The sequence below is a fragment of the Rhodococcus sp. Q1 genome (genome assembly GCF_004153645.1).
Lineage (GTDB): Bacteria > Actinomycetota > Actinomycetes > Mycobacteriales > Mycobacteriaceae > Rhodococcus > Rhodococcus gordoniae.
Genome location: NZ_SDMJ01000002.1, coordinates 73,934 through 93,892, shown reverse-complemented (window position 1 = coordinate 93,892; position 19,959 = coordinate 73,934). Strand labels below are relative to the sequence as shown.

Below are 19,959 nucleotides of genomic sequence, written 5' to 3'. Positions count from 1 at the left end.
CGGTGACCACCGTTCCCTGGTTGACGATCCTGTGGGTGCTGCCGCTGCTCGGCGCCGCCGTGATCGCGGCCCTGCCCGCACGACATAGCTCCGCCGTCAGGGCGCTCGCCCTCGCGGTATCGATCGCCGTCCTGGTGGTCGCGGTGATCGTCGCCGTCGGGTTCGACCGCGCGGGCGAGCGTTTCCAGTTCCTCGAATCGCACGACTGGATCCCGTCGTTCGGTGCCGGCTACCGGCTCGGCGTCGACGGGATCGCTCTGGTGCTCGTCCTGCTCACCGCTGCACTCGTGCCGTTGCTCCTGGCCGCCGGGTGGCACGACCACCGCGCCGCCGACGAGGAGGCCGGCTCGGCGCGCCCCCGATCCGCCCACACCTATGTGGCCTTGATCCTGCTCGTCGAGTCGATGGTGCTCGTGTCGTTCACCGCCCTCGACATCCTGCTGTTCTACGTCTTCTTCGAAGCGATGCTCGTCCCGATGTACTTCCTCATCGGCGGATTCGGTTCCCCGGGAACACCGCGAGCCGACCGGGCGCGCGCCGCCGTGAAGTTCCTGCTGTACAACCTGCTCGGCGGGTTGGTGATGCTCGCCGCGTTGATCGGCTTGTACGTGGTCACCGCCCGATCCGGGTTGGGGGAGACCGCGGGTGTCGGTACCTTCGACGTCCGGACCGTCACCGCGGCGGCCGTCGCCGGCGATCTCGACGCGACCCCCGCCGTGCTCGGCGCCCTGTGTTTCGGTTTCCTCGTTGCCTTCGCGGTGAAGGCCCCGCTGTGGCCGCTGCACGGATGGTTGCCCGACGCGGCGGTGCGGACCACCCCGGTCGCCGCGGTGCTCATGATGGCCGTGGTCGACAAGGTCGGCACGTTCGGGATGCTGCGCTACTGCCTGCAGCTCTTTCCCGACGCCTCGGTGACCTTCGCGCCGGTCGTGGCGACCCTCGCCGTCATCGGCATCGTCTACGGCGCCATGCTCGCGATCGGCCAGACCGACATCATGCGCCTGATCGCCTACACATCCATCTCACATTTCGGGTTCATCGTCCTCGGTATCTTCGCGCTGACGGCGCAGGGGCAGGCCGGCTCCACCCTGTACATGGTCAACCACGGGATCTCCACGGCCGCACTGTTCCTCATCGCCGGATTCCTCGTCTCGCGGCACGGCGACCGCACGATCGCGGCGTACGGCGGCGTACAGAAGATCGCGCCGGTCCTCGCCGGAACCTTCCTCGTCGCCGGGCTGGCGACCCTGTCCCTGCCCGGACTCGCCCCGTTCGTCAGCGAATTCCTCGTCTTCGTCGGCACCTATCCCCGCTATCGGGTGGCGGCGGTGATCGCGACGCTCGCGCTCGTGCTGTCCGCGCTCTACGTGCTGTGGCTCTATCAGCGCATGATGGGAGGCCCCGTGCGCCTACCCGGCCGGGACCACGACGGGGACGACGGCGCCGAGCACACACGCAGGCTCTCCGATCTCGTGCCGCGGGAGATCGCGGTGGTCGCGCCGCTGCTCGCGTTGCTGCTCGTACTGGGGATCTATCCGAAACCGGCGCTCGATGTCATCACCCCCGCAGTCGACGACACGCTCGTCTCGATCGACATCTCCCGGCCGGAGCCGGTGGTGCCAGCCGAGCGTCCGATCGCCGAGAGTGACGTTCCGGACCACGGTTCCGAGGAAGGTGAAGCCGAATGAACCCCTCCGAGGGCATCGTCGTTCTTGCCGCGTCCCTCCCCGCCCCGGCGATCGACTACGGCCTGATCGCGCCCATCCTGATCGTGTTCGCCGCCGCCGTCGCCGGCGTACTCGTCGAATCCTTCGTGCCGGCCTCGGCGCGCTATCTCGCCCACGTGGTCCTGACGACGGTCGCGCTCGTGGCGGCGTTCGTCGCGGTCCTGATGCTCGCCGGAACCCGCGCGACCACCCTGTCGGGGGCGGTCGTGATCGACGGCCCGGCGCTGTTCCTGCAGGGATCGGTCCTGATCGTGTCGTTGCTGTCGGTCGCGCTGGTCGCGGAACGCAGCATCGAACCGGCTCGTGCACACGCCGTTCCCCGCACGGCGGTCGGTGCGCATCTCGACGCGTTCGCACCTCAGGCGTCGGCGATCCCGGGTACCGCCGCCGAACGACAGGCACTCGCGGCGGGCGGCGCACGGACCGAGGTCTTCCCGCTCCTGCTGTTCGCGGTGGGTGGGATGCTCGTGTTCCCCGCCTCGAACGACCTGCTGACGATGTTCGTCGCACTCGAAGTGCTGTCGCTGCCGCTGTACCTTCTGTGCGGGCTCGCGCGGCGCCGACGGTTGCTCTCGCAGGAAGCCGCGCTGAAGTACTTCCTGCTGGGAGCGTTCTCGTCGGCGTTCTTCCTGTACGGGGTGGCGATGCTCTACGGCTACGCCGGCACTGTTCACCTCGGAGGTATCGCCGCAGCGATCGACACGGGTGCGGGCAACGAGACCACAGCGCTCGTCGGGGTGGGCCTGCTGGCCGTCGGCCTGCTGTTCAAAGTCGGAGCGGTGCCCTTCCACTCGTGGACCCCGGACGTCTACCAGGGGGCTCCGACCCCCGTCACCGCGTTCATGGCCGCCGCGACGAAGATCGCCGCGTTCGGCGCCCTGCTGCGCGTGCTCTACGTCGCGGTCCCCGGTTCCGCCGACCAGTGGCGGCCGATCCTGTGGGCCGTCGCGATCGCGACGATGGTCGTCGGCGCGGTCCTGGCGGTGACGCAGAACGACATCAAGCGCATGCTCGCGTACTCGGCGATCAGCCACACCGGATTCGTGCTCACCGGCGTCGTCGCCGGCACTGCGTCCGGCGTGTCGTCGACACTGTTCTACCTGCTCGTCTACGGCATCGGAACGGTCGGTGTGTTCGCCGTCGTGACCCTCGTCCGCGACCCGGACGGTGAGGCCTGGGAGTTGTCGCGGTGGGCCGGCCTCGGACGGCGCTCGCCGCTGCTCGGAGGGGCCTTCGCACTGTTCCTGTTGTCACTGGCGGGCATTCCGCTCACCAGCGGGTTCATCGCCAAGTTCGCGGTCTTCGGTGCCGCGATCGCGGGAGGCGCGGCTCCACTCGTGATCGTCGGTGTGCTCGTCAGCGCGGTCGCGGCGTACTTCTACGTACGGGTGATCGTGCTGATGTTCTTCACCGAGCCGACCGCCGACGCCCCGCAGCTCGCGACCTCCACCGTGGCGACGAGCGCCGCGATCGCGTTCGCGGCGGTGGCGACGGTGCTGCTCGGCATCCTGCCGCAACCCGTCCTCGACCTCGCCGAGCAGGCGGCGATGTTCGTACTCTGACCAGGAACAGAGTGCGCGGTGGGAATGCCCGGGCTCCCGTATCGGTTCCACCACCCGAGGAGGCGTAATGACCGATACACGCACGGCGATTCTGGCAGGCGGATGCTTCTGGGGCATGGAGGAGCTGATCCGGCGGCAGCCCGGGGTGGTGTCGACACGGGTCGGCTACACCGGTGGGCAGAACGATCACCCCACCTACCGCAACCATCCGGGGCACGCGGAGTCCGTCGAGATCGTCTACGACCCCGCACGCACCGACTACCGGGCACTGCTCGAGTTCTTCTTCCGGATCCACGATCCGACCACCGTGAACCGGCAGGGAAACGACGTCGGAGCGTCCTACCGTTCGGCCGTCTTCTATCTCGACGACGAGCAGAAGCAGGTCGCGGTGGACACCATCGCCGACGTCGAGGCGTCCGGTCTGTGGCCCGGCAGGGTGGTCACCGAAGTGACTCCCGCGAGCACCTTCTGGGAAGCCGAACCCGAGCACCAGGACTATCTCCAGCGCTACCCGAACGGGTACACCTGCCACTTCCCGCGGCCGGGCTGGAAGCTGCCGAACAGCCGCATCGTCGACGCGCCGAACTGAATCGCGCGCACGGGCAGTTCCACGGAACTGCCCGTGTCGCCGACGGCGACTACTCCTCGGCGTTCCCGCATCCGTATCGTGGAAGTACCAGTTCTGATGACATACGGAGGAGTACTCGATGGGAATGTTCGGTAAGGCTATGAAGAGCGCCGCCGCGGTCAAGGCGATCCAGGTCGTCCGGCGTGAGGCGGCCAAGCCGGAGAATCAGCGCAAGGCCAAGGAGATGCTCGCGAAGCTGCAGCAGAAGCGTCGCGGTTCCCACTGAGCTGCCGCTCGACATGTGAGACCCGCCGGACAGGCGGAGAGAAGGTGAACCGTGCTGCGGTTCTTCCTCGTCGGTTTCCTGGGCCTGACTCTGGTTCTGGTCGGTGTGATCGCCGCAGTCGGAGGGTGGGGCTGGTGGGTGCTGGTCGCCCTTCTGACGTTCCTGTCGGTGGTCGGAATCTACGATCTCGTGCAGCGCCGGCATTCGGTGCTGCGCAACTATCCGGTGCTCGGCCACATGCGGTATCTGCTCGAGAGTGTGCGCCCGGAGTTCCAGCAGTACTTCGTCGAGCGGAATTTCGACGGCCGCCCCTTCGACAGGGACGTGCGCACCGTCGTCTACGAACGGGCGAAGGGAATTCACGGCGAGTTGTCGTTCGGCACCGAACGCGACGTCTACGAGGTCGGGTACGAGTATCTCGTTCACTCGACAGTGCCGGCGGCCGAACCCGACGAACCACCGCGGGTGGACATCGGAGGGCCCGACTGCAGCCGGCCGTATTCGATGTCGCTGCTGAACGTTTCATCGATGAGTTTCGGCGCTCTGTCCGCCAACGCGATCCGGGCGTTGAATCGTGGGGCGGCCCGAGGTGGGTTCGCCCACGACACCGGCGAAGGCGGGCTGACACCGTATCACCTCGACGGTGGTGGTGACCTGGTGTGGGAGATCGGATCCGGGTACTTCGGGACGCGCGACCGCGACGGACGATTCGACCCCGCAGAGTTCGCCGACAAGTCGGCTCACGACCACGTGAAGGCGATCTCCCTCAAACTCAGCCAGGGGGCGAAACCCGGCGTGGGTGGCGTGCTCCCGGCGGCGAAGGTGAGTGAGGAGATCGCACGCTATCGTGGCGTTCCGGCCCACGAGAAGTGCGTCAGTCCCGCAGCGCACACGGCCTTCACGACACCGCGCGAACTGATCCGCTTCCTCGCCGATCTTCGGGAACTGTCCGGAGGAAAACCCGTAGGTGTCAAGCTCTGCGTCGGTTCCCGCGTCGATGTGCTCGCGATCTGCAAAGCCATGCTCGCGGAAGGGACGGCACCCGATTTCGTCATCGTCGACGGGGCCGAGGGTGGCACCGCCGCAGCACCCCTCGAATACGAGGACAACATGGGGCTTCCGCTCACCGACGGGCTGATGACGGTCCACAACGCCCTCGTGGGTACCGGATTGCGGGACCGCATCAGGGTCGGCGCGAGTGGCAAGGTCGCGACCGGAAACGACATGGTGAAGCGACTGATCCACGGTGCGGACTACACCAATTCGGCACGGGCGATGATGATGGCGCTCGGATGCATCCAGGCGCAGCGATGCCACACGAACAGGTGTCCGGTCGGAGTGACGACCCAGGACCCGAAACGAGCGCGGGCGCTCGATGTGGCGGACAAGGCATTACGAGTGCAGCGGTACCACGCGAGCACGGTGCGTCAGGCGGTTCGACTCATGGCGTCGATGGGCGTCGACGAACCCGGCGGGCTCACGACGGACATGCTTCGGAAGAAGGTGTCGCCGACCACCGTTCGCTCCTACACGGAACTCTACGAATGGCTCGCTCCGGGCGAACTCCTCACCGATCCACCGCCCATGTGGTCAGCGGATTGGCGTGCAGCCACGCCGGATTCGTTCCGCCCCCGGTCTCGCTCGTGACAGATCCTCATGATCGCTGTCGCTGCTTCACGAGGGTGAACTGCTGGACGTCGACGAGGCGCCGTCGGAAGTTCGCGGCGCAACCGGTCAGATACCTGATGTATCGCTGGTAGACCTCGTCGGAGGCCATCCGGACCGCATCGTCGCGACGCGACTCGAGGGCCTGCGCCCACAGGTCGAGTGTGCGGGCGTAATGGGGTTGCAGCGACTCGATGTTCTGCACCCAGAAACTGTTGCGTTGCGCGCCGGTGATGACCAGGTCCCGGTCGGGTAGCTGCCCTCCGGGGAAGATCTCCCGCATGATGAATCGCAGGAACAGGGCGTCCTCCCGGGTGACCGGCACCTTCATCGCCTCGAGTTGGGCGCGGGAATGACCGACGATGGTGTGCAGCAACATCCGGCCGTCGTCGGGCAGGATGCGCGAGGTGCGTTCGAAGAAGGTGTCGTACCGCTGCCGGCGGAAATGCTCGAACGCCCCGATGCTGACGATGCGGTCCACAGGCTCGTCGAATTCCTCCCACCCCTGCAGGCGAACCTCGGCGGTACGGCCGCCGGCCGACATTCCCGAGAGCAGACCGGACACGTGCTCGTACTGGTTGCGGCTCAACGTCAAGCCGATGACGTGCACGTCGTATCGCTGCGTCGCCCGCACCATCGTCGAGCCCCACCCGCAACCGATGTCCAACAGCGTCATTCCGGGCCGGAGATCGCACTTGCGGAGAGCAAGGTCGACCTTCGCGATCTGCGCTTCCTCGAGGCTCATGCCGTCGCGCTCGAAATAGGCGCAACTGTACGTGCGGGTGGGGTCGAGAAACAGTTCGAAGAAGTCGTCGGACAGGTCGTAGTGGGTCTGGACCTTTTCGTAGAACGGCGTCAGCTTCTGCATTCGGACCTACTCTCCGCGAGGAGTGGGACGAGAGTTCCGGTGTCGGCGTCGATGCCTCCCGACGGACACACCGCTCTCGGTCGATAGTGCTCCCGCAGAGCGCCTTCGCACACGAGAACGGCGATTCCTGGGGCAGTTGTCCGACTCGGTCACACGAGTGTGTTACCGCTACTCCGTGACGTCAGCCTGCACGGACGGATGGCTCGTCGTCGTCCGGCTCGATGCCGAGGGCGTCCTCGAGTGCTTCGAGGGCTGCGTCGAAGTGGTCGAGCAGCGGCTGCAGTTGCGGCAGGCTGCGACTGCACGAGGTCAGGCCGAAGGCGATGGCGTCGTCGGTGCTCGTGCACGTGATGTTCAGCGCCTGGCCGTCGACGGGCACGGACAGCGGATACACCGCGTCCACCCGAGCGCCGTTCCAGTACAACGGATCCGGGGATCCCGGCACGTTCGAGACGATGACGTTGAAGGGCGGGCGGGGGAGTGCGCGATTGCGGGTGAGGATGCCCACCGCCAGTGGCGCGACGCCGAGCGCGCTGGTCGCCAACCGCGACAGGGTGGACATGCCCTGCATGGAGGCCTTGCCCTCCGTGGTCGACGCCGACACCCGGGCCAGCCGGTCGGCCGGATCGGCCAGGTCCGTACCCAGATCGCACATCAGGACGCCGAGTTCGTTTCCTGCGCAGTCCTTGTCGGGCCGGAGGCAGACGGGGACCATGGCTACGAGCGACTTGTCGGGCAGCGCTTTCTGCTCCGTGAGAAGAGCGCGCAGTGCTCCCGACGACATGGCCAGCACGACATCGTTGACGGTCGCGTCGGCCGCCCTCGCCACGGTGCGCAGACGGGCGAGCGGCCACGACCGCGCAGCGAACCGGCGCGTGCCCGAGATGGGGACGTTGATCACGGTGTTCGGTGCGGCGAGCGACAGCGATCCGCCCCCACCGCGCAGTGCCCTGTTCACGGTGCCGGCCAGCGCAGGCACGAAGCCTGTGACCTCGGCGGTTGCGGCCCGCACCGCCTGCATCGCGGCTTCGGGGAGACCGAGCGCCGTCCCGGGCGAGTGGGGGCGGCCCGGCGTGTCGAACGGGGCCCACGGCGCCGGCATGTCGGTGCGCTCGGAGTCCGGGCTCAGGGCGCGGCGCAGCAACTTCATCGCACCCACGCCGTCGGCGAGGGCGTGGTGGATCTTGGTGTAGACGGCCAGTCGGCCGTCCGTGAGACCCTCGATGACGTGCATCTGCCACAGGGGCCTGCTCCGGTCGAGCAGCGTGCTGTGCAAACGGGAGACGAGATCCCACAGTTCGTCGAGGCCGCCGGGTTGCGGCAGCGCGTTGCGCCGGACGTGGTACTCCAGGTCGAAGTCCACGTCCTGCTCCCATGCCCACTGTCCGAAGGTGCCCAGGGAACGGACCGCGCGCTTACGCCACAGCGGGGCGACCTCGCCGTTCTCTGCGGCGGCGGTGAACAGGGCCCCGAGATCCGCGGCGGTTGCTCCCTCCGGGGGACTCAGAAGGATCAATCCGCCCACATGCATCGGATGATCACGGGACTCCCCGAGAAGGAACATCGAATCGGTGGGAGACATGGGTAGACGCATGAGAACGTTTCCTCGGCTCGGAACACCGAGCAGTTCGTGGCGAGACCCCCTGCTGTCCCGCCGGCATGTGCGCCAAGCCATGACCCCCGTCACAGATTTATGACGCGACACAACTAATACGCGATCCCGGACCATGTCGCCAAGTCCGGGAGTCGATTTTCGTACCAAAACGACAATTGTTGTCCGATTTGCGAACTCCAGGTCGAATTCGAGGACGCGGTCGTGGAAGGCGTCGAGAGTGCTGCTGTGTCCGACGCCGACGATCACGGCGATCAAGACCGGGACACCGGATCGCGTAGGTCGGTCCCGTGATCGGTCACTCTTCGCCCCCACGATTGCGACGACGCCACTGCACGGCGGCCGTGAGCAATCGGATCCCGACAGCCAGGAAGACCAGATTTGCGACCATCTGCACCGACACGACGGCTCGCGCGGTCTCGGATACAGCGGCGATGTCCCCGAATCCCACCGTGGAGAAGACCGCCAGACAGAAGTACAGGGCATCGACGCGGGACAGTGGTTCGGTGAAGTGGTCCGGATCCGCCACGGACATGCGGAGGTAAAGGGTGGCGAAGACCACGAGATAGGCGGACACGATCGTGGTGAGTGCCTCGACGGCCTGGACCACCGGGTACTCGGAAGCGAGAATCCTGCGGATCTGCCACCAGCCGACCATCAGGACCGCCGTGCCGCCACCGATGAGGGTCAGGGCCTCGGAGGTGCTACGGACATGCTCGACCGGAATCACGAAGTAGACGCTGACCAGGACGAAGGCGGTGAGCGTCGGACGCGCTATCGCAGTCAGGATCAACCGTCTCCGCTCCCGCGGGTCCGGTATTCGCGGAGAATCGACCATGACGATGCCCGTTCCGGAATGGTGACTTTCGCCCCTACGGTATCGACCGGGTCGAGGCGACGATGGGAAGACCGAGGAACCGATCCGGCCCGAAAGGTCGACATGGGGCGGCGAAGCGTGGGGAGTCACCGATGACCGAACACAACCTGTGGGTTCGACCGATCGGCGAAGTAGGCGCCACCGACGCGCCGACGGTGGGCGGTAAGTCCGCGAATCTGGGGGAACTGACCCGCGCCGGGTTCCCGGTCCCCGCCGCGTTCGCCGTCACCACCGACGCCTACCTCGATGCGATGGAGGCTGCCGGAACACGAACCGAGCTGGCCGCCGAGGCGGTGCCCGCACCGGACATCGACGACGCCACACTCATCCGCACGTCTGCCGCCCTCGCCGCCCTGGTGACCGATTCGACCGTTCCGGACGAGATGCGTGCGGCGATCGTCTCCGCCTACGAACGTCTCGGACCCGATGTCCCCGTCGCGGTGCGGTCGTCGGCTCCGGCGGAGGATGCCTCCGACACGTCGTTCGCCGGGATCCACGAGTCCTACACGAACGTCATCGGCGCCGACGCAGTGGTCCGCGCGGTGCAGGCGTGCTGGGCCTCGTTGTGGTCCGAACGCGCCCGCACCTATCGCGGACTGCGCGGAGTCACCGACGAACCGTCCATCGCGGTGGTCGTCCAGGTCATGGTGAAATCCGAGTCCTCGGGTGTGGCATTCACCGCGGACCCCCGCACCGGCGACCTCGACCGCATCGTGATCGAAGCGGCGCTCGGTCTCGGCGAGGTCGTCGTCGGCGGGCAGGTGGAGCCCGACACCTACGTCGTCGCCAAGGACACCTTCGAGGTGCTCGACGTGCATCTCGGTCACCAGGAGTTCCGGATCGCCTCGACCGACACCGGGGACAGTCGTGTCGCGGTCGATCCGACTCGCAGCACCCGGGTGCTCGACGACGATCAGCTCGACCGCGTCGCGCGGCTGGCCGCCGGAGTCGAACAACACTACGGTCGGCCCCAGGATCTCGAATTCGCATTCGCGAACAACGAGCTGTGGATCGTGCAGACCCGCCCCATCACCACTCTCGATCAGCCGGCTCCTGCCGCCTCGACCGGCAACGGCGAAGCACGACCGTTGCTGACCGGCCTCGGCGCCGGCCCCGGGGCGGCGACCGGGCGTGTACGGGTGCTGCACGAACTCGTCGACGGGAAACGTCTGAGCGACGGCGAGATCATCGTGGCGCCCATGACCCGGCCGGACTGGCTGCCGATCCTGCGGCGCGCCGGTGGCATCGTCACCGACGGCGGCGGCATCACCTGCCATGCCGCCATCGTCGGACGGGAACTGGGCAAGCCCGTCGTGGTCGGTGCCCGGACCGCCACCACCGATCTGCACGACGGACAGTTGATCACGGTGGACGGCAACGCCGGGGCGGTGTTCGACGGGGCGGTCCACACCGCCGAGCGGCCCGCGGCGACGACATCCGCACCGGCGACGTCGCCTGCCGGAGCTGCGACCGTCACGGCCACAGCGGTATACGTCAATCTCGCCACTCCGGACGCGGCAGAGGCGGTCGCCGCCACCGATGTCGACGGCGTCGGCCTGCTCCGCGCGGAATTCATGATCACGGAGGCGCTCGCGGGAGAGCACCCGTCGCACATGATCGCGCAGGGCCGTCGCGACGAGTACGTGGAGAAGATGACGGAAGGCGTCGCGACGATCGCGGCGGCGTTCGCGCCACGTCCGGTGGTATATCGCGCAATCGATCTGCGCAGCAATGAGTTCGCCGATCTCGAAGGAGGCGAGATCGAGCCCCACGAGGAGAACCCCATGATCGGCTACCGCGGATGCTTCCGGTACGTGCGGGATCCTGAACTGTTCTCGCTCGATCTCGATGTGCTGCACCGCGTTCGGAGTGCACATCCGAACGTGCACCTGATGATCCCGTTCGTGCGCACCCGCTGGGAACTCCGGGACTGCCTCGCCCAACTCGACCGGCATCCACTCGGATCCGACCAGCGCATGCTGCGCTGGATCATGGCCGAAGTCCCTTCCGTCGTCTACTGGCTGCCGGAGTACGCGAAACTCGGAATCCATGGGGTGTCGATCGGCAGCAACGACCTCACACAATTGATGCTCGGGGTCGACCGGGACTCCGAGGTGTGCAAGGACCTGTTCGACACCCTCGACCCGGCCGTGCTCGACGCGATCGACCACATCATCGAACGAGCCTCGGCCGCGGGACTGACGACGTCGTTGTGCGGGCAGGCCGTGTCGACCAGCACCGACCTCGCCGAACATCTCGTGCGGCGCGGGATCACCTCGGTGTCGGTCACAACCGACGCCGCAACGCAGACGAGACGGACCGTGGCGCGAGCGGAGCAGCGCATTCTGCTCGACCGCGCCCGCAGCTCGGAGACGTGAGCGAATATCGACGTCCGCCACCCGGTGGGCCTCGAGAGGGCGTCGATAGGTCGGGTCCCCTGCCTCGGATCCGCCAGCGATCTGTTCCCACCGTCGTTTCGATCTCCCGCTGCAGGCCGCCGAGACTCGCGCTCAGTCCCGGAGCCCCTCTTCTGTGGTGGTTCGGTTCCCATCCCCGAGGTACTCGGAATCGCCCGAACGAGCCGGGGTAACTGTGCGCCTCCACCCCCACAGGGGCGCTGCGGCAGCGAGTTCCGCCGGAGTGGCGCTGCGGAACGGAGCCGCAGCGACCGGAGGAGCCTGACGGCCCCGGCCGCGGGTGACGTACAAGCTCGCAGCGATGGAGGCCCCGATGATCGTGGTCACCACGGCCAACGAGATCGTGGTGGGGATGTAGAACACGTCGATCTTCAACGCCATCTTGAATCCCACCCAGACGAGCACCAGCGCCAGGCCGACCTTCAGGTAGACGAAGCGGTGGATCAGATCGGCGAGCAGGAAGTACATCGCCCGCAGGCCCAGGATGGCGAACGCGTTGGCCGTGAACACCAGGAACGGAACGTCGGTGACCGCGAAGATCGCCGGGATGGAGTCGACGGCGAAGACGATGTCGGTGACCTCCACCAGTACCAGCACCGCCAGCAGCGGAGTGGCCAGCACCGTGCCACCGATCCGAACGAAGAACTTCTGCTCGTGGAAGGCGTCGGTCATCGGAACGTAGCGGCGGAACAGGCGTAACGTGCGCGAGCGCTCCGGATCGAGGTGCTCGTCGCGGTGGCGCAGCATCCGACAGCCCGTGAGGATCAGGAAGGCCGCGAACAGATACAGGATCGCTCCGAAACTCGCGATCAGCACCGAACCGGCAGCGATGAACAGGCCACGGAAGACCAACGCTCCGAGCACCCCGAGGAAGAGCACCCGGTGCTGCAACCGGCGGGGCACCGCGAAGTATGTGAAGATGATCGCCCACACGAAGACGTTGTCCACTGCGAGGGATTTCTCGATCAAGTATCCCGCGAAGTACTGCCGGCCGAACTCCGCGCCGGCATTGAGCCAGATCAGAACACCGAACCCGATCCCGAAGCCGACCCAGACGGCGGACCAGACCGCCGCCTCACGCACCCCGATCACATGGGCGCGGCGGTGAGCGAACAGGTCGATCGCGAGCATCACCACGATGGATCCCAGCACCGCGGCCCAGGCCCAGAACGGAACAGTCATCGACACACCTCCGGTTCGTGATCAACCGGAGGTCTTTCCCGCCCGCCGAGACAGGCCCGCTCGCCGGGTCCGGATCGCCGGACCGTCGTGACGACGAGGCGGTTGGGGGATACTCCCCTCCATCGGAGACCAGTGAAACCGATCCAGCGGAGTTCTGCAAGGAATTTCGCCGAGTGCGCTCACGGTCGTCCCCGTCGAGATTCCGAGGACTGCGCGACTCGTGGGACGGAAGGGGTCTGCCGCCTGAGCAGGACCGACATGGTCGCGCCCGTCACCGCAGCCATGGCGAGCGCCATGCCCACGCCCGCGACGAGTCCGATCGCCACGACGAGCGCCGGGGGTTGGCCGGGGTGCCAGAACGGTGGAGCTACTGCGAAGAAGACGGCGAGACCGACGAGCCAGCCGAGAGCCGTTCCGAGTATCCACCAGGTCGCACCGGACAGATGACGGCGTAGTTCGAGCCATTGAGCGAGACCGATCGACGTCAGGAGGACGACAGCACCCGCTCCGAAGAAGAGCGCCTGCGCGATCAGTGGCCAACTCGTCCACCGGGCAGCGAGTGCGGAAGGCAGGAGACCGATCGCGTACGCCGCCGTCGCCGCTGCCGCTGTGAGTGCCACCCATCTCCGTCTCGACAGTTGCGGCAGCCGCCGGTGCAGTACCGCTGCCTGCGAGATTCCCAGGATCGCACCTTCCACGGCACCCGCGGCCAGAAGCAACGGAAATGCCGATGCGGAATCCCTCGTGAGGACGCCGACTGCGGCGGGCACAGCGAAACCCGCCGCTTCTCCTGCCGTCACCACCGCGATCCACGTCGTGAGCCAGCGTCGCGTCGGTTGCTCGTTCATCCGTGCTGCGCTCCGTTCCCAGTCCGACGCCACCATCGGAACAACTCGTCGCATCCCCACACGATGACCGGTAAGGGAAGCAACAGGGTCAGCAGCCAGATGTCCGGGACTGCGGTACCGAAGACGATCTGCAGCGGGGGAAGGGTCACGACCGCTGCCGCAAAGACGATTTCGAAGGCGATGCCCCACAACAGCATCCGATTCGTGGTGAATCCGATTCGGGCGAGTGGACTGCGGCTGGTGCGGGCCGCCATGGCGGTGCCGATCTGGCAGGCGACGATGCCGAGAAAGGTCATCGTCGTCGCCTGCTGCCAGGTGTGGTGCAGTTGTCCGGTGCCGGTGTCGGCCCCGAAGGTCCATCCGCCGTCGAGGAGGGTGAGCAGGAACAGTCCCATCACGAGGACGGCCGAAACGCCACCGAGCAGGCCCCATGAGCGGGCGAGCATGGGGCCGTCGATCACCGACTGTGTACGCGGCCGAGGCGGACGCCGCATCAGATCCGGTTCGGCGTTCTCACGACCGAGTGCCAGGGCGGGAAGTGTCTCGGTGCCGAGATCCACGGCCAGGATCTGCATGATGGTCAGCGGCAGAGGGATCGCGCCGCTGGTGAGTGCGTACGCGAGGAACGGCACGACCTCCGGTGTGGCGTGCGCGAAGATGTAGACGATGAATTTGCGGACGTTGTCGTAGACGCGCCGGCCCGCTTCGATGGCGCCGACGATCGTGGCGAAATTGTCGTCGACGAGGACCATGACGGCGGCTTCGCGCGCGACGTCCGTGCCCGAACGCCCCATCGCCACTCCGATGTCGGCCTGGCGCAACGCCGGTGCGTCGTTCGCTCCGTCCCCGGTCATGGCGACGATATGGCCCGATTCCTGCAAGGCGTCGGTGATGCGCAGTTTCGTCTCCGGTGAACTACGGGCGAAGACGATCTCGTCGTGTCCTGCGAGTGCCGCGTCGAGTTCACGATCCGACATGGCGTCCGCCTCGTCCCCGCCGATGACGCGCAGACCCCTTTCCCCGATGTGCACACTCTCGGCGATCCCCCGGGCAGTGAGCGCGTGGTCGCCGGTGACGACGATCAGTCGGATCCCCGCCGAGTGACAGCGGTCCACGGCTTCGGGTACCTCGTGGCGGGGTGGATCGATCATGGCGGTGATACCGAGCAGGGTCGAGCCCTGTTCCGCCTGTTCGCGGGTGAGGTTCGCGGGGATCTCGGACGACGCGAGGGTGCGTTCGGCGATCGCGAGCAGACGCCGGCCTCGCCGCGCCCAGTCGGCGATGACCGCGTCGACCGTGGCACGATCCTCGTCCGTCAACGGTCTGGTCGAGGTCTCCTCGGCGATGTGCGTACAGCGTGCGAGGACTTCCTCGGGTGCGCCTTTGGTGTGCACGACGACGGATGTGCCGACGCGGTCCACCGTCGACATTCGTCGCAGAGCGGGATCGAAGTGGAACTGCGCCAGCCTGTCGTCCTTGCTGCGATGGGGGTCGATGCCGACCTGCGCGGCGGCCTGGAGGAGAGCGAGTTCGGTCGGGTCGCCGATGCCGGTCTTCGCGGCATGTTCACCGTCGGGTCGGATCGTGTCCGGAGCTTCGGCCGGTTCGGAATTGTTGCACCATACCGCCGCGGTCATCAGCCGGTGCGAGACCGAACGTGCGGCGGGCGGATCCGGGAGGGCTTCGAAGTCGACGACTCCGTCGCTCGTCCACGCCGTCGTGACGGTCATCCGGTTCACGGTCAGCGTGCCGGTCTTGTCGGTGCAGATGACGCTCGTCGACCCGAGTGTCTCGACGGCCGAGATCCGCTTGACCAGGGCGCCCTGTCGGGCGAGCAAGCGTACCCCGACGGCGAGAGCGAGGGTGATGGTGGGAAGCAGTCCCTCGGGAACGTTGGCAACGATCAATCCGATCGCGAAGGTCACGGAGTCTGCCAGGGACAGTCCGGCCAGCAATGTGCCGAGTGGTATGAATGCGGCGCCCATCCCGACGGCGACGACGGCGATCAGCCGCGCAACCCGTTTGACCTGCTTTTCGAGGGGACTTTCCTGATGTCCGCCGCCTTGGGACAACGCCGCGATCCGTCCGAGCTCGGTGTGCATGCCGGTGGCGAAGACCACGGCTGTCGCTTCGCCGGTGACACAGGTGGTGCCGCTGAACACGACGTCCCGCGCGTGGATCAGAGGCACGTGGCTGTCGGCGCTGTCGGCGGTCACCCGCACCGGCATCGATTCTCCGGTGAGAGCCGAGGCGTCGATTTCCGCCACGCCGTCGAGCAGTCGTGCATCGGCGGAGACCCGATCCCCCTCGGAGACCACGATGACGTCACCCGGCACCAGCTCCCGGGCGTCGATTTCCCCGTCGGTGTCGTCGCGCAGGACTCGGGCACGTTGGGGCAGGTACGCGGCGAGAGCTTCGACCGCCTGGTCGGCGTGGCGTTCCTGCACGAACGCGAACGCGGCGTTGAGGGCGATGACGACGACGATCGCAACGGCGAGAGGAACGGAGGACGACAGCGCCGCAAGGAGAGCCGCGACCCAGAGCAACAGCGCGAGCGGGTGCACGAGTTGCCGGCTCAGGGCGCGCAACCAGCCTTCGCTGCGGCGACGGACCAGTTCGTTGTAGCCCGACACGCCCAGGCGCCGCTGCGCTTCGCGGGTGGACAGGCCGGTACGGGACGAACGCAGGTCCCGTAGCAGGCGGTCGAGGGATTCGAGGGGATCGACGGGAGGGCCGTGCTCGGCGGTGTCGGTCGTGAAGTGACTCATGAGGTCTCATTCCTGCCGCATCGCACAGGGGCTCGGTGGTGGAGCACAGGGAACCGGTGTCCGCCGCGTCCGACGACCAGAAGGATCTGTTCCGCGACAGCGCCGGCGGTCACTTCTGCAGAATAGGCCTGCACGGCCGGTCGAGCAGCGGCCTCGCCGTCGACCGCGTGAACAGTGACGAGGGACCCCACGCCTCTCGCGTTCGGGCCTATCGTGGACGTCGACGGAAATCGGAGCACACGGGAGGCCGTGATGCGGTCGGTGTCGGCGGCGATCGAGGCGGTGCAGAGTCTCGGCTCGCCGGTGGGAGGGGATGCACTCGATGGGGACTACTCCACCACACACCGTCTGCGCAGATCTGGTGCTCCGCCCGCTCGGTCCGCAGGACGAGGAGCGAGTCCGCGCATTGCACGAACATCTCACCGAACGGGAGACCTATCTGCGATTCTTCACGCTCGTCCCGCGCCACCTCGACGATCTCGTGGACATGCTGTGCAATCAGGACGACCAGCACGTGAGTCTCGGGGCCTTCGACGACGGAACGCTCGTCGGAGTCGCGAACTACACCGTTCTCGAGCCCGATCGCGAGGCTCCTACGGCGGAATGTGCCGTCGCTGTCGGTCATCCGTTCCAGCATCACGGGGTCGGCACCACCTTGCTGCAGCGATTGGTGGGAATCGCGTGGCGCCGCGGCATCCGACATCTGTCGGCCTTCGTCCTGGCCGAGAACAGTACGATGTTGCAGGTGCTCGAGGACCTGGGGTGGTCGCGCGACGGACGAGCGCCGGGGCCCGTGATCGAGGTGAAGATCGACCTCGCGGATCCGAGGGGCGAGGACGACCTCCGAAACCTGATCGCCGGGCCGGTCGGTTGACGCAGTGCCACCTGTTCTTCCCGTCCGGTGGCTGCGGCGCGACGAAAACCGTGCAGTGTGCGACGCATTCGCGTTCGAAATGCGCTGCCTGCGCCCCGGAATGCGCGTAATCTCGGCACCGTGTCCCCGGCCGTGTCGGTGAATCAGCTCGTCAAGACGTTCGGCACGACCCGCGCGCTCGACGGCCTCGATCTCGAGGTCCGTCCCGGTGAGGTGCACGGTTTTCTGGGACCCAACGGGTCCGGCAAGTCCACGACCATCCGGATCCTGCTCGGATTGCTTCGTGCCGACTCCGGAGAAGTGTCACTGCTCGGTGGCGACCCGTGGCGTGAGGCGGTGTCGCTGCACCGACGTCTCGCCTACGTGCCGGGAGACGTCAACCTCTGGCCGAACCTGACCGGCGGGGAGGCGATCGATCTCCTGGCCGGACTTCGGGGAGGTCTGAACGAGACGCGACGCGCCGATCTCGTCGAACGATTCGAACTGGATCCGACGAAGAAGGTGCGGACGTATTCACGAGGCAACCGGCAGAAGGTCGCGATCGTTGCAGCGCTGGCCTCGGACGTGGACCTGTTCCTGTTCGACGAGCCCACCTCCGGTCTGGACCCTCTCAAGGAGGAGGTCTTCCGGGACTGCGTGCGCGACATGGTTGCTCTCGGCTGCTCGGTGTTGCTGTCGAGCCACATCCTGGCGGAAGTGGAGGCACTGTGCGACCGCGTGACCATCATCCGTCGTGGCCGCACCGTCGAGTCGGGCACACTCGCCGAACTGCGCCACCTGACCCGCACGTCGGTGACCGCCGAAACCGTTCGCCCGGCGGTGGGCCTCGAGACGATCGAGGGGGTGCACGATCTGGACGCGCACGACCACACCGTGCGCTTCGAAGTCGACACCGGACATCTCGAAGCGGTGTTGCGCGAACTGCTCGGATTCGGTCTGACCTCGCTGACGAGTACTCCGCCCACTCTCGAAGAACTGTTCCTGCGGCACTACGGCGACGATCTGCCGGGTGAGCACAACCATGCACCCGGAACACGCTCCGCACCGCGGTGAAGGAGCCGGATCCGTCATGAGTGCGGCATTCGTCGGAACCGGCCACCTGATACGGCTCGCCGCGCGCCGCGACCGGGTGCAGCTGCCGGTGTGGCTGGCAGCGATCACGGTCGTCTACACGGTGTCGGTGTCGAGCCTCGAGGGTTTGTATCCCACGCAGCAGGATCTGCACGTGCTTGCGGTGAGTTCTGCGGTCTCGCCGGTGGTGCTCGCCACCAACGGTCTGGTGTCGGGGGACAGCCTGGGGGCGGTGGTCGCCGCGCAGACGCTGTTGTTCCTCGCGCTGGCCGCCGGATTGATGAGCACGCTGGCGATGGTGCGGCACACGCGGCAGAACGAGGAGACCGGTCGAGCGGAGTTGGTGGGCGCCAACGTCGTCGGCCGACGCGCGATGCTCACCGCAGCTCTGGCCGTCACCGCCGGGGCGAATCTGGCGCTGGCGGTGCTGTCGAGCGTCGTGTCCATCGCTTTCGGATTGCCCGTGGACGGATCCGTGGCCCTCGGTGTCGCGACCGGTGCCGCCGGTCTCGCCTTCGCGGCCGTCGCCGCTGTGACCGCCCAGATCGCCGAGGGAGCTCGGGCGGCGAACGGGCTCGCCGGTGCCGCCCTCGGCGCGGCTTTCCTGCTGCGTGCGATCGGTGACAGTGCCGGCACGGTGGATCCGTCCGGTGTTCGCGTCACGAGCATGTGGCTGTCGTGGCTGTCGCCGATCGGATGGGCCCAGCAGATCCGGCCGTTCGACGCGAACGCATGGTGGATCCTGCAACTGTTCGTGGTGTTCGTGGTCGTGATGGTCGGGCTCGCATATGCCCTGACGGAGCGACGGGATTTCGGTGCCGGATTGATGCAGTCGCGTCCGGGACCTGCCCGTGCGGCCGAGCGGTTGCCGACGGCCTTCGGTCTCGCCTGGCGGCTGCAACGCACCACGCTGCTGTGGTGGGCGGTCGGTCTCGTGATCCTGGCTGCGACCTACGGCAGCGTGGCCGACGAGATGAACGACTTCCTCGACGAGGGCGGCGGGGTCGCCGACCTCATGAAGCAGCTCGGAGGCGGTGCGGAAGCGCTCACCGACGCGTACTTCGCCATGACCTTCCTGATGATGGCGTTGTTGACGAGCGGCTATGCGGTGCAGTCTATTCTGCGGTTGCACGGTGAGGAGACCTCCGGCCGTGTGGAATCGGTGCTCACCACCGCCCTGGGGCGGGTGCCGTGGGTGCTCACCCATCTCGTCGTCGTGGTGATCGGTGTGCTGATACTGCAGCTCCTCGTGGGGATCGTGCTGGCACTGACATACGGTGCGGCGATCGGCGACGTCGCCGGTCCGTCGGCCGATCTGCTTCCGGCGGCACTCGTGTACGTGCCGGCGATCGCGCTGGTCGCAGCCACGGCCGTGCTGTGCGTCGGGGCGCTTCCGCGTCACGGCGCGGCCGTCGCATGGGGACTCTTCGCGGTCTGGCTGCTCATCGGGCAGCTCGGGGTACTGCTCGATCTCCCGCAATTCGTGCTCGACCTGTCGCCGTTCACCCACGTACCGGCGCTCCCGGCGGCGCCGTTGCGGATCCTGCCGCTCGCTGTCCTGTCGGTGCTTGCGGCAGCCACCGCGACGGCGGGGGTGTTCGCGATGCGCCGCCGCGACCTCGTCCTCCACTGAT

At 67.1% G+C, this 19,959-nt stretch carries 15 protein-coding genes; 9 read left to right on the top strand and 6 right to left on the bottom strand.

From position 1 onward, the window contains the following. Positions 1 to 2: 2 nt before the first annotated feature. The 5 genes from EQ874_RS05240 (at position 3) to EQ874_RS05225 (ending at position 5,790) form a co-directional block, all read left to right on the top strand. Entirely contained in the window at positions 3 to 1,688 is a 1,686-nt protein-coding gene (locus EQ874_RS05240) for an NADH-quinone oxidoreductase subunit M (protein WP_129976096.1), read from the top strand. Continuing rightward, positions 1,685 to 3,289 (top strand): NADH-quinone oxidoreductase subunit NuoN, encoded by a 1,605-nt coding sequence (nuoN, locus tag EQ874_RS05235; protein ID WP_129976094.1) that lies wholly within the window; start codon positions 1,685 to 1,687, stop codon positions 3,287 to 3,289. The genes EQ874_RS05240 and nuoN overlap by 4 nt, the downstream gene beginning before the upstream one ends. 67 nt (positions 3,290 to 3,356) lie before the next feature. Continuing rightward, positions 3,357 to 3,878 (top strand): peptide-methionine (S)-S-oxide reductase MsrA, encoded by a 522-nt coding sequence (gene msrA / locus EQ874_RS05230; protein ID WP_064062993.1) that lies wholly within the window; start codon positions 3,357 to 3,359, stop codon positions 3,876 to 3,878. A 118-nt stretch (positions 3,879 to 3,996) separates the two neighbouring features. After that, positions 3,997 to 4,143, top strand: a complete 147-nt coding sequence (locus EQ874_RS22850; RefSeq protein WP_165369208.1) for a hypothetical protein — start codon at positions 3,997 to 3,999, stop codon at positions 4,141 to 4,143. Between the two features lie 105 nt (positions 4,144 to 4,248). Further along, positions 4,249 to 5,790 (top strand): FMN-binding glutamate synthase family protein, encoded by a 1,542-nt coding sequence (locus EQ874_RS05225; RefSeq protein ID WP_347400866.1) that lies wholly within the window; start codon positions 4,249 to 4,251, stop codon positions 5,788 to 5,790. Between the two features lie 7 nt (positions 5,791 to 5,797). Here EQ874_RS05225 and EQ874_RS05220 read toward each other — a convergent pair whose 3' ends face one another. The 3 genes from EQ874_RS05220 to EQ874_RS05210 all read right to left on the bottom strand — a co-directional run bounded on the left by EQ874_RS05220 (position 5,798) and on the right by EQ874_RS05210 (position 9,081). Further along, positions 5,798 to 6,676: a cyclopropane mycolic acid synthase family methyltransferase gene (locus EQ874_RS05220; protein WP_129976092.1), complete on the bottom strand. Its 879-nt coding sequence runs from the start codon at positions 6,674 to 6,676 to the stop codon at positions 5,798 to 5,800. A gap of 181 nt (positions 6,677 to 6,857) precedes the next feature. Then, positions 6,858 to 8,270 (bottom strand): wax ester/triacylglycerol synthase family O-acyltransferase, encoded by a 1,413-nt coding sequence (locus tag EQ874_RS05215; RefSeq protein WP_207213493.1) that lies wholly within the window; start codon positions 8,268 to 8,270, stop codon positions 6,858 to 6,860. 316 nt (positions 8,271 to 8,586) lie between these two features. Next, entirely contained in the window at positions 8,587 to 9,081 is a 495-nt protein-coding gene (locus tag EQ874_RS05210; RefSeq protein WP_242496658.1) for a potassium channel family protein, read from the bottom strand. A 176-nt stretch (positions 9,082 to 9,257) separates the two neighbouring features. On the opposite strand from EQ874_RS05210, the gene ppsA reads away from it, so the two are divergent. Next, positions 9,258 to 11,543, top strand: coding sequence for a phosphoenolpyruvate synthase (gene ppsA / locus EQ874_RS05205; protein ID WP_129976088.1), 2,286 nt, complete (start codon positions 9,258 to 9,260; stop codon positions 11,541 to 11,543). A gap of 132 nt (positions 11,544 to 11,675) precedes the next feature. Here the strand turns inward: ppsA and EQ874_RS05200 are convergent, their stop codons facing one another. The 3 genes from EQ874_RS05200 to EQ874_RS05190 form a co-directional block, all read right to left on the bottom strand. Beyond that, a complete protein-coding gene (locus EQ874_RS05200; RefSeq protein ID WP_207213492.1) occupies positions 11,676 to 12,764 on the bottom strand; it encodes a TerC family protein in 1,089 nt (362 codons plus the stop codon). 179 nt (positions 12,765 to 12,943) lie between these two features. After that, complete coding sequence (locus tag EQ874_RS05195; RefSeq protein WP_129976084.1) at positions 12,944 to 13,612, bottom strand: hypothetical protein; 669 nt, start codon at positions 13,610 to 13,612, stop codon at positions 12,944 to 12,946. Then, the gene (locus tag EQ874_RS05190) at positions 13,609 to 16,380 is read right to left on the bottom strand and encodes a cation-transporting P-type ATPase (protein WP_129976082.1); all 2,772 of its coding nucleotides are present in this window, start codon (positions 16,378 to 16,380) and stop codon (positions 13,609 to 13,611) included. Before EQ874_RS05190 ends, EQ874_RS05195 begins: the two co-directional genes overlap by 4 nt. 322 nt (positions 16,381 to 16,702) lie before the next feature. On the opposite strand from EQ874_RS05190, the gene EQ874_RS05185 reads away from it, so the two are divergent. The 3 genes from EQ874_RS05185 (at position 16,703) to EQ874_RS05175 (ending at position 19,958) form a co-directional block, all read left to right on the top strand. Beyond that, positions 16,703 to 17,254 carry a GNAT family N-acetyltransferase gene (locus tag EQ874_RS05185; RefSeq protein WP_242496657.1) on the top strand — a complete coding sequence of 184 codons (552 nt, stop codon included), beginning with the start codon at positions 16,703 to 16,705 and terminating at the stop codon, positions 17,252 to 17,254. 120 nt (positions 17,255 to 17,374) lie between these two features. After that, positions 17,375 to 18,307: an ABC transporter ATP-binding protein gene (locus EQ874_RS05180; protein WP_129976080.1), complete on the top strand. Its 933-nt coding sequence runs from the start codon at positions 17,375 to 17,377 to the stop codon at positions 18,305 to 18,307. A 16-nt stretch (positions 18,308 to 18,323) separates the two neighbouring features. Beyond that, entirely contained in the window at positions 18,324 to 19,958 is a 1,635-nt protein-coding gene (locus tag EQ874_RS05175) for an anibiotic ABC transporter (RefSeq protein WP_129976079.1), read from the top strand. The last annotated feature ends 1 nt before the right edge of the window (position 19,959 follow it).

What these genes read in the sequence shown, in the direction of transcription:
- ppsA (WP_129976088.1), top strand. Translation starts at nt 9,258, where the DNA reads ATGACCGAACACAACCTGTGGGTTCGACCGATCGGCGAAGTAGGCGCC.
- EQ874_RS05220 (WP_129976092.1), bottom strand. Translation starts at nt 6,676, where the DNA reads ATGCAGAAGCTGACGCCGTTCTACGAAAAGGTCCAGACCCACTACGAC.
- EQ874_RS05215 (WP_207213493.1), bottom strand. Translation starts at nt 8,270, where the DNA reads ATGCGTCTACCCATGTCTCCCACCGATTCGATGTTCCTTCTCGGGGAG.
- EQ874_RS22850 (WP_165369208.1), top strand. Translation starts at nt 3,997, where the DNA reads ATGGGAATGTTCGGTAAGGCTATGAAGAGCGCCGCCGCGGTCAAGGCG.
- EQ874_RS05185 (WP_242496657.1), top strand. Translation starts at nt 16,703, where the DNA reads ATGGGGACTACTCCACCACACACCGTCTGCGCAGATCTGGTGCTCCGC.
- EQ874_RS05195 (WP_129976084.1), bottom strand. Translation starts at nt 13,612, where the DNA reads ATGAACGAGCAACCGACGCGACGCTGGCTCACGACGTGGATCGCGGTG.
- EQ874_RS05175 (WP_129976079.1), top strand. Translation starts at nt 18,324, where the DNA reads ATGAGTGCGGCATTCGTCGGAACCGGCCACCTGATACGGCTCGCCGCG.
- EQ874_RS05190 (WP_129976082.1), bottom strand. Translation starts at nt 16,380, where the DNA reads ATGAGTCACTTCACGACCGACACCGCCGAGCACGGCCCTCCCGTCGAT.
- msrA (WP_064062993.1), top strand. Translation starts at nt 3,357, where the DNA reads ATGACCGATACACGCACGGCGATTCTGGCAGGCGGATGCTTCTGGGGC.
- nuoN (WP_129976094.1), top strand. Translation starts at nt 1,685, where the DNA reads ATGAACCCCTCCGAGGGCATCGTCGTTCTTGCCGCGTCCCTCCCCGCC.
- EQ874_RS05200 (WP_207213492.1), bottom strand. Translation starts at nt 12,764, where the DNA reads ATGACTGTTCCGTTCTGGGCCTGGGCCGCGGTGCTGGGATCCATCGTG.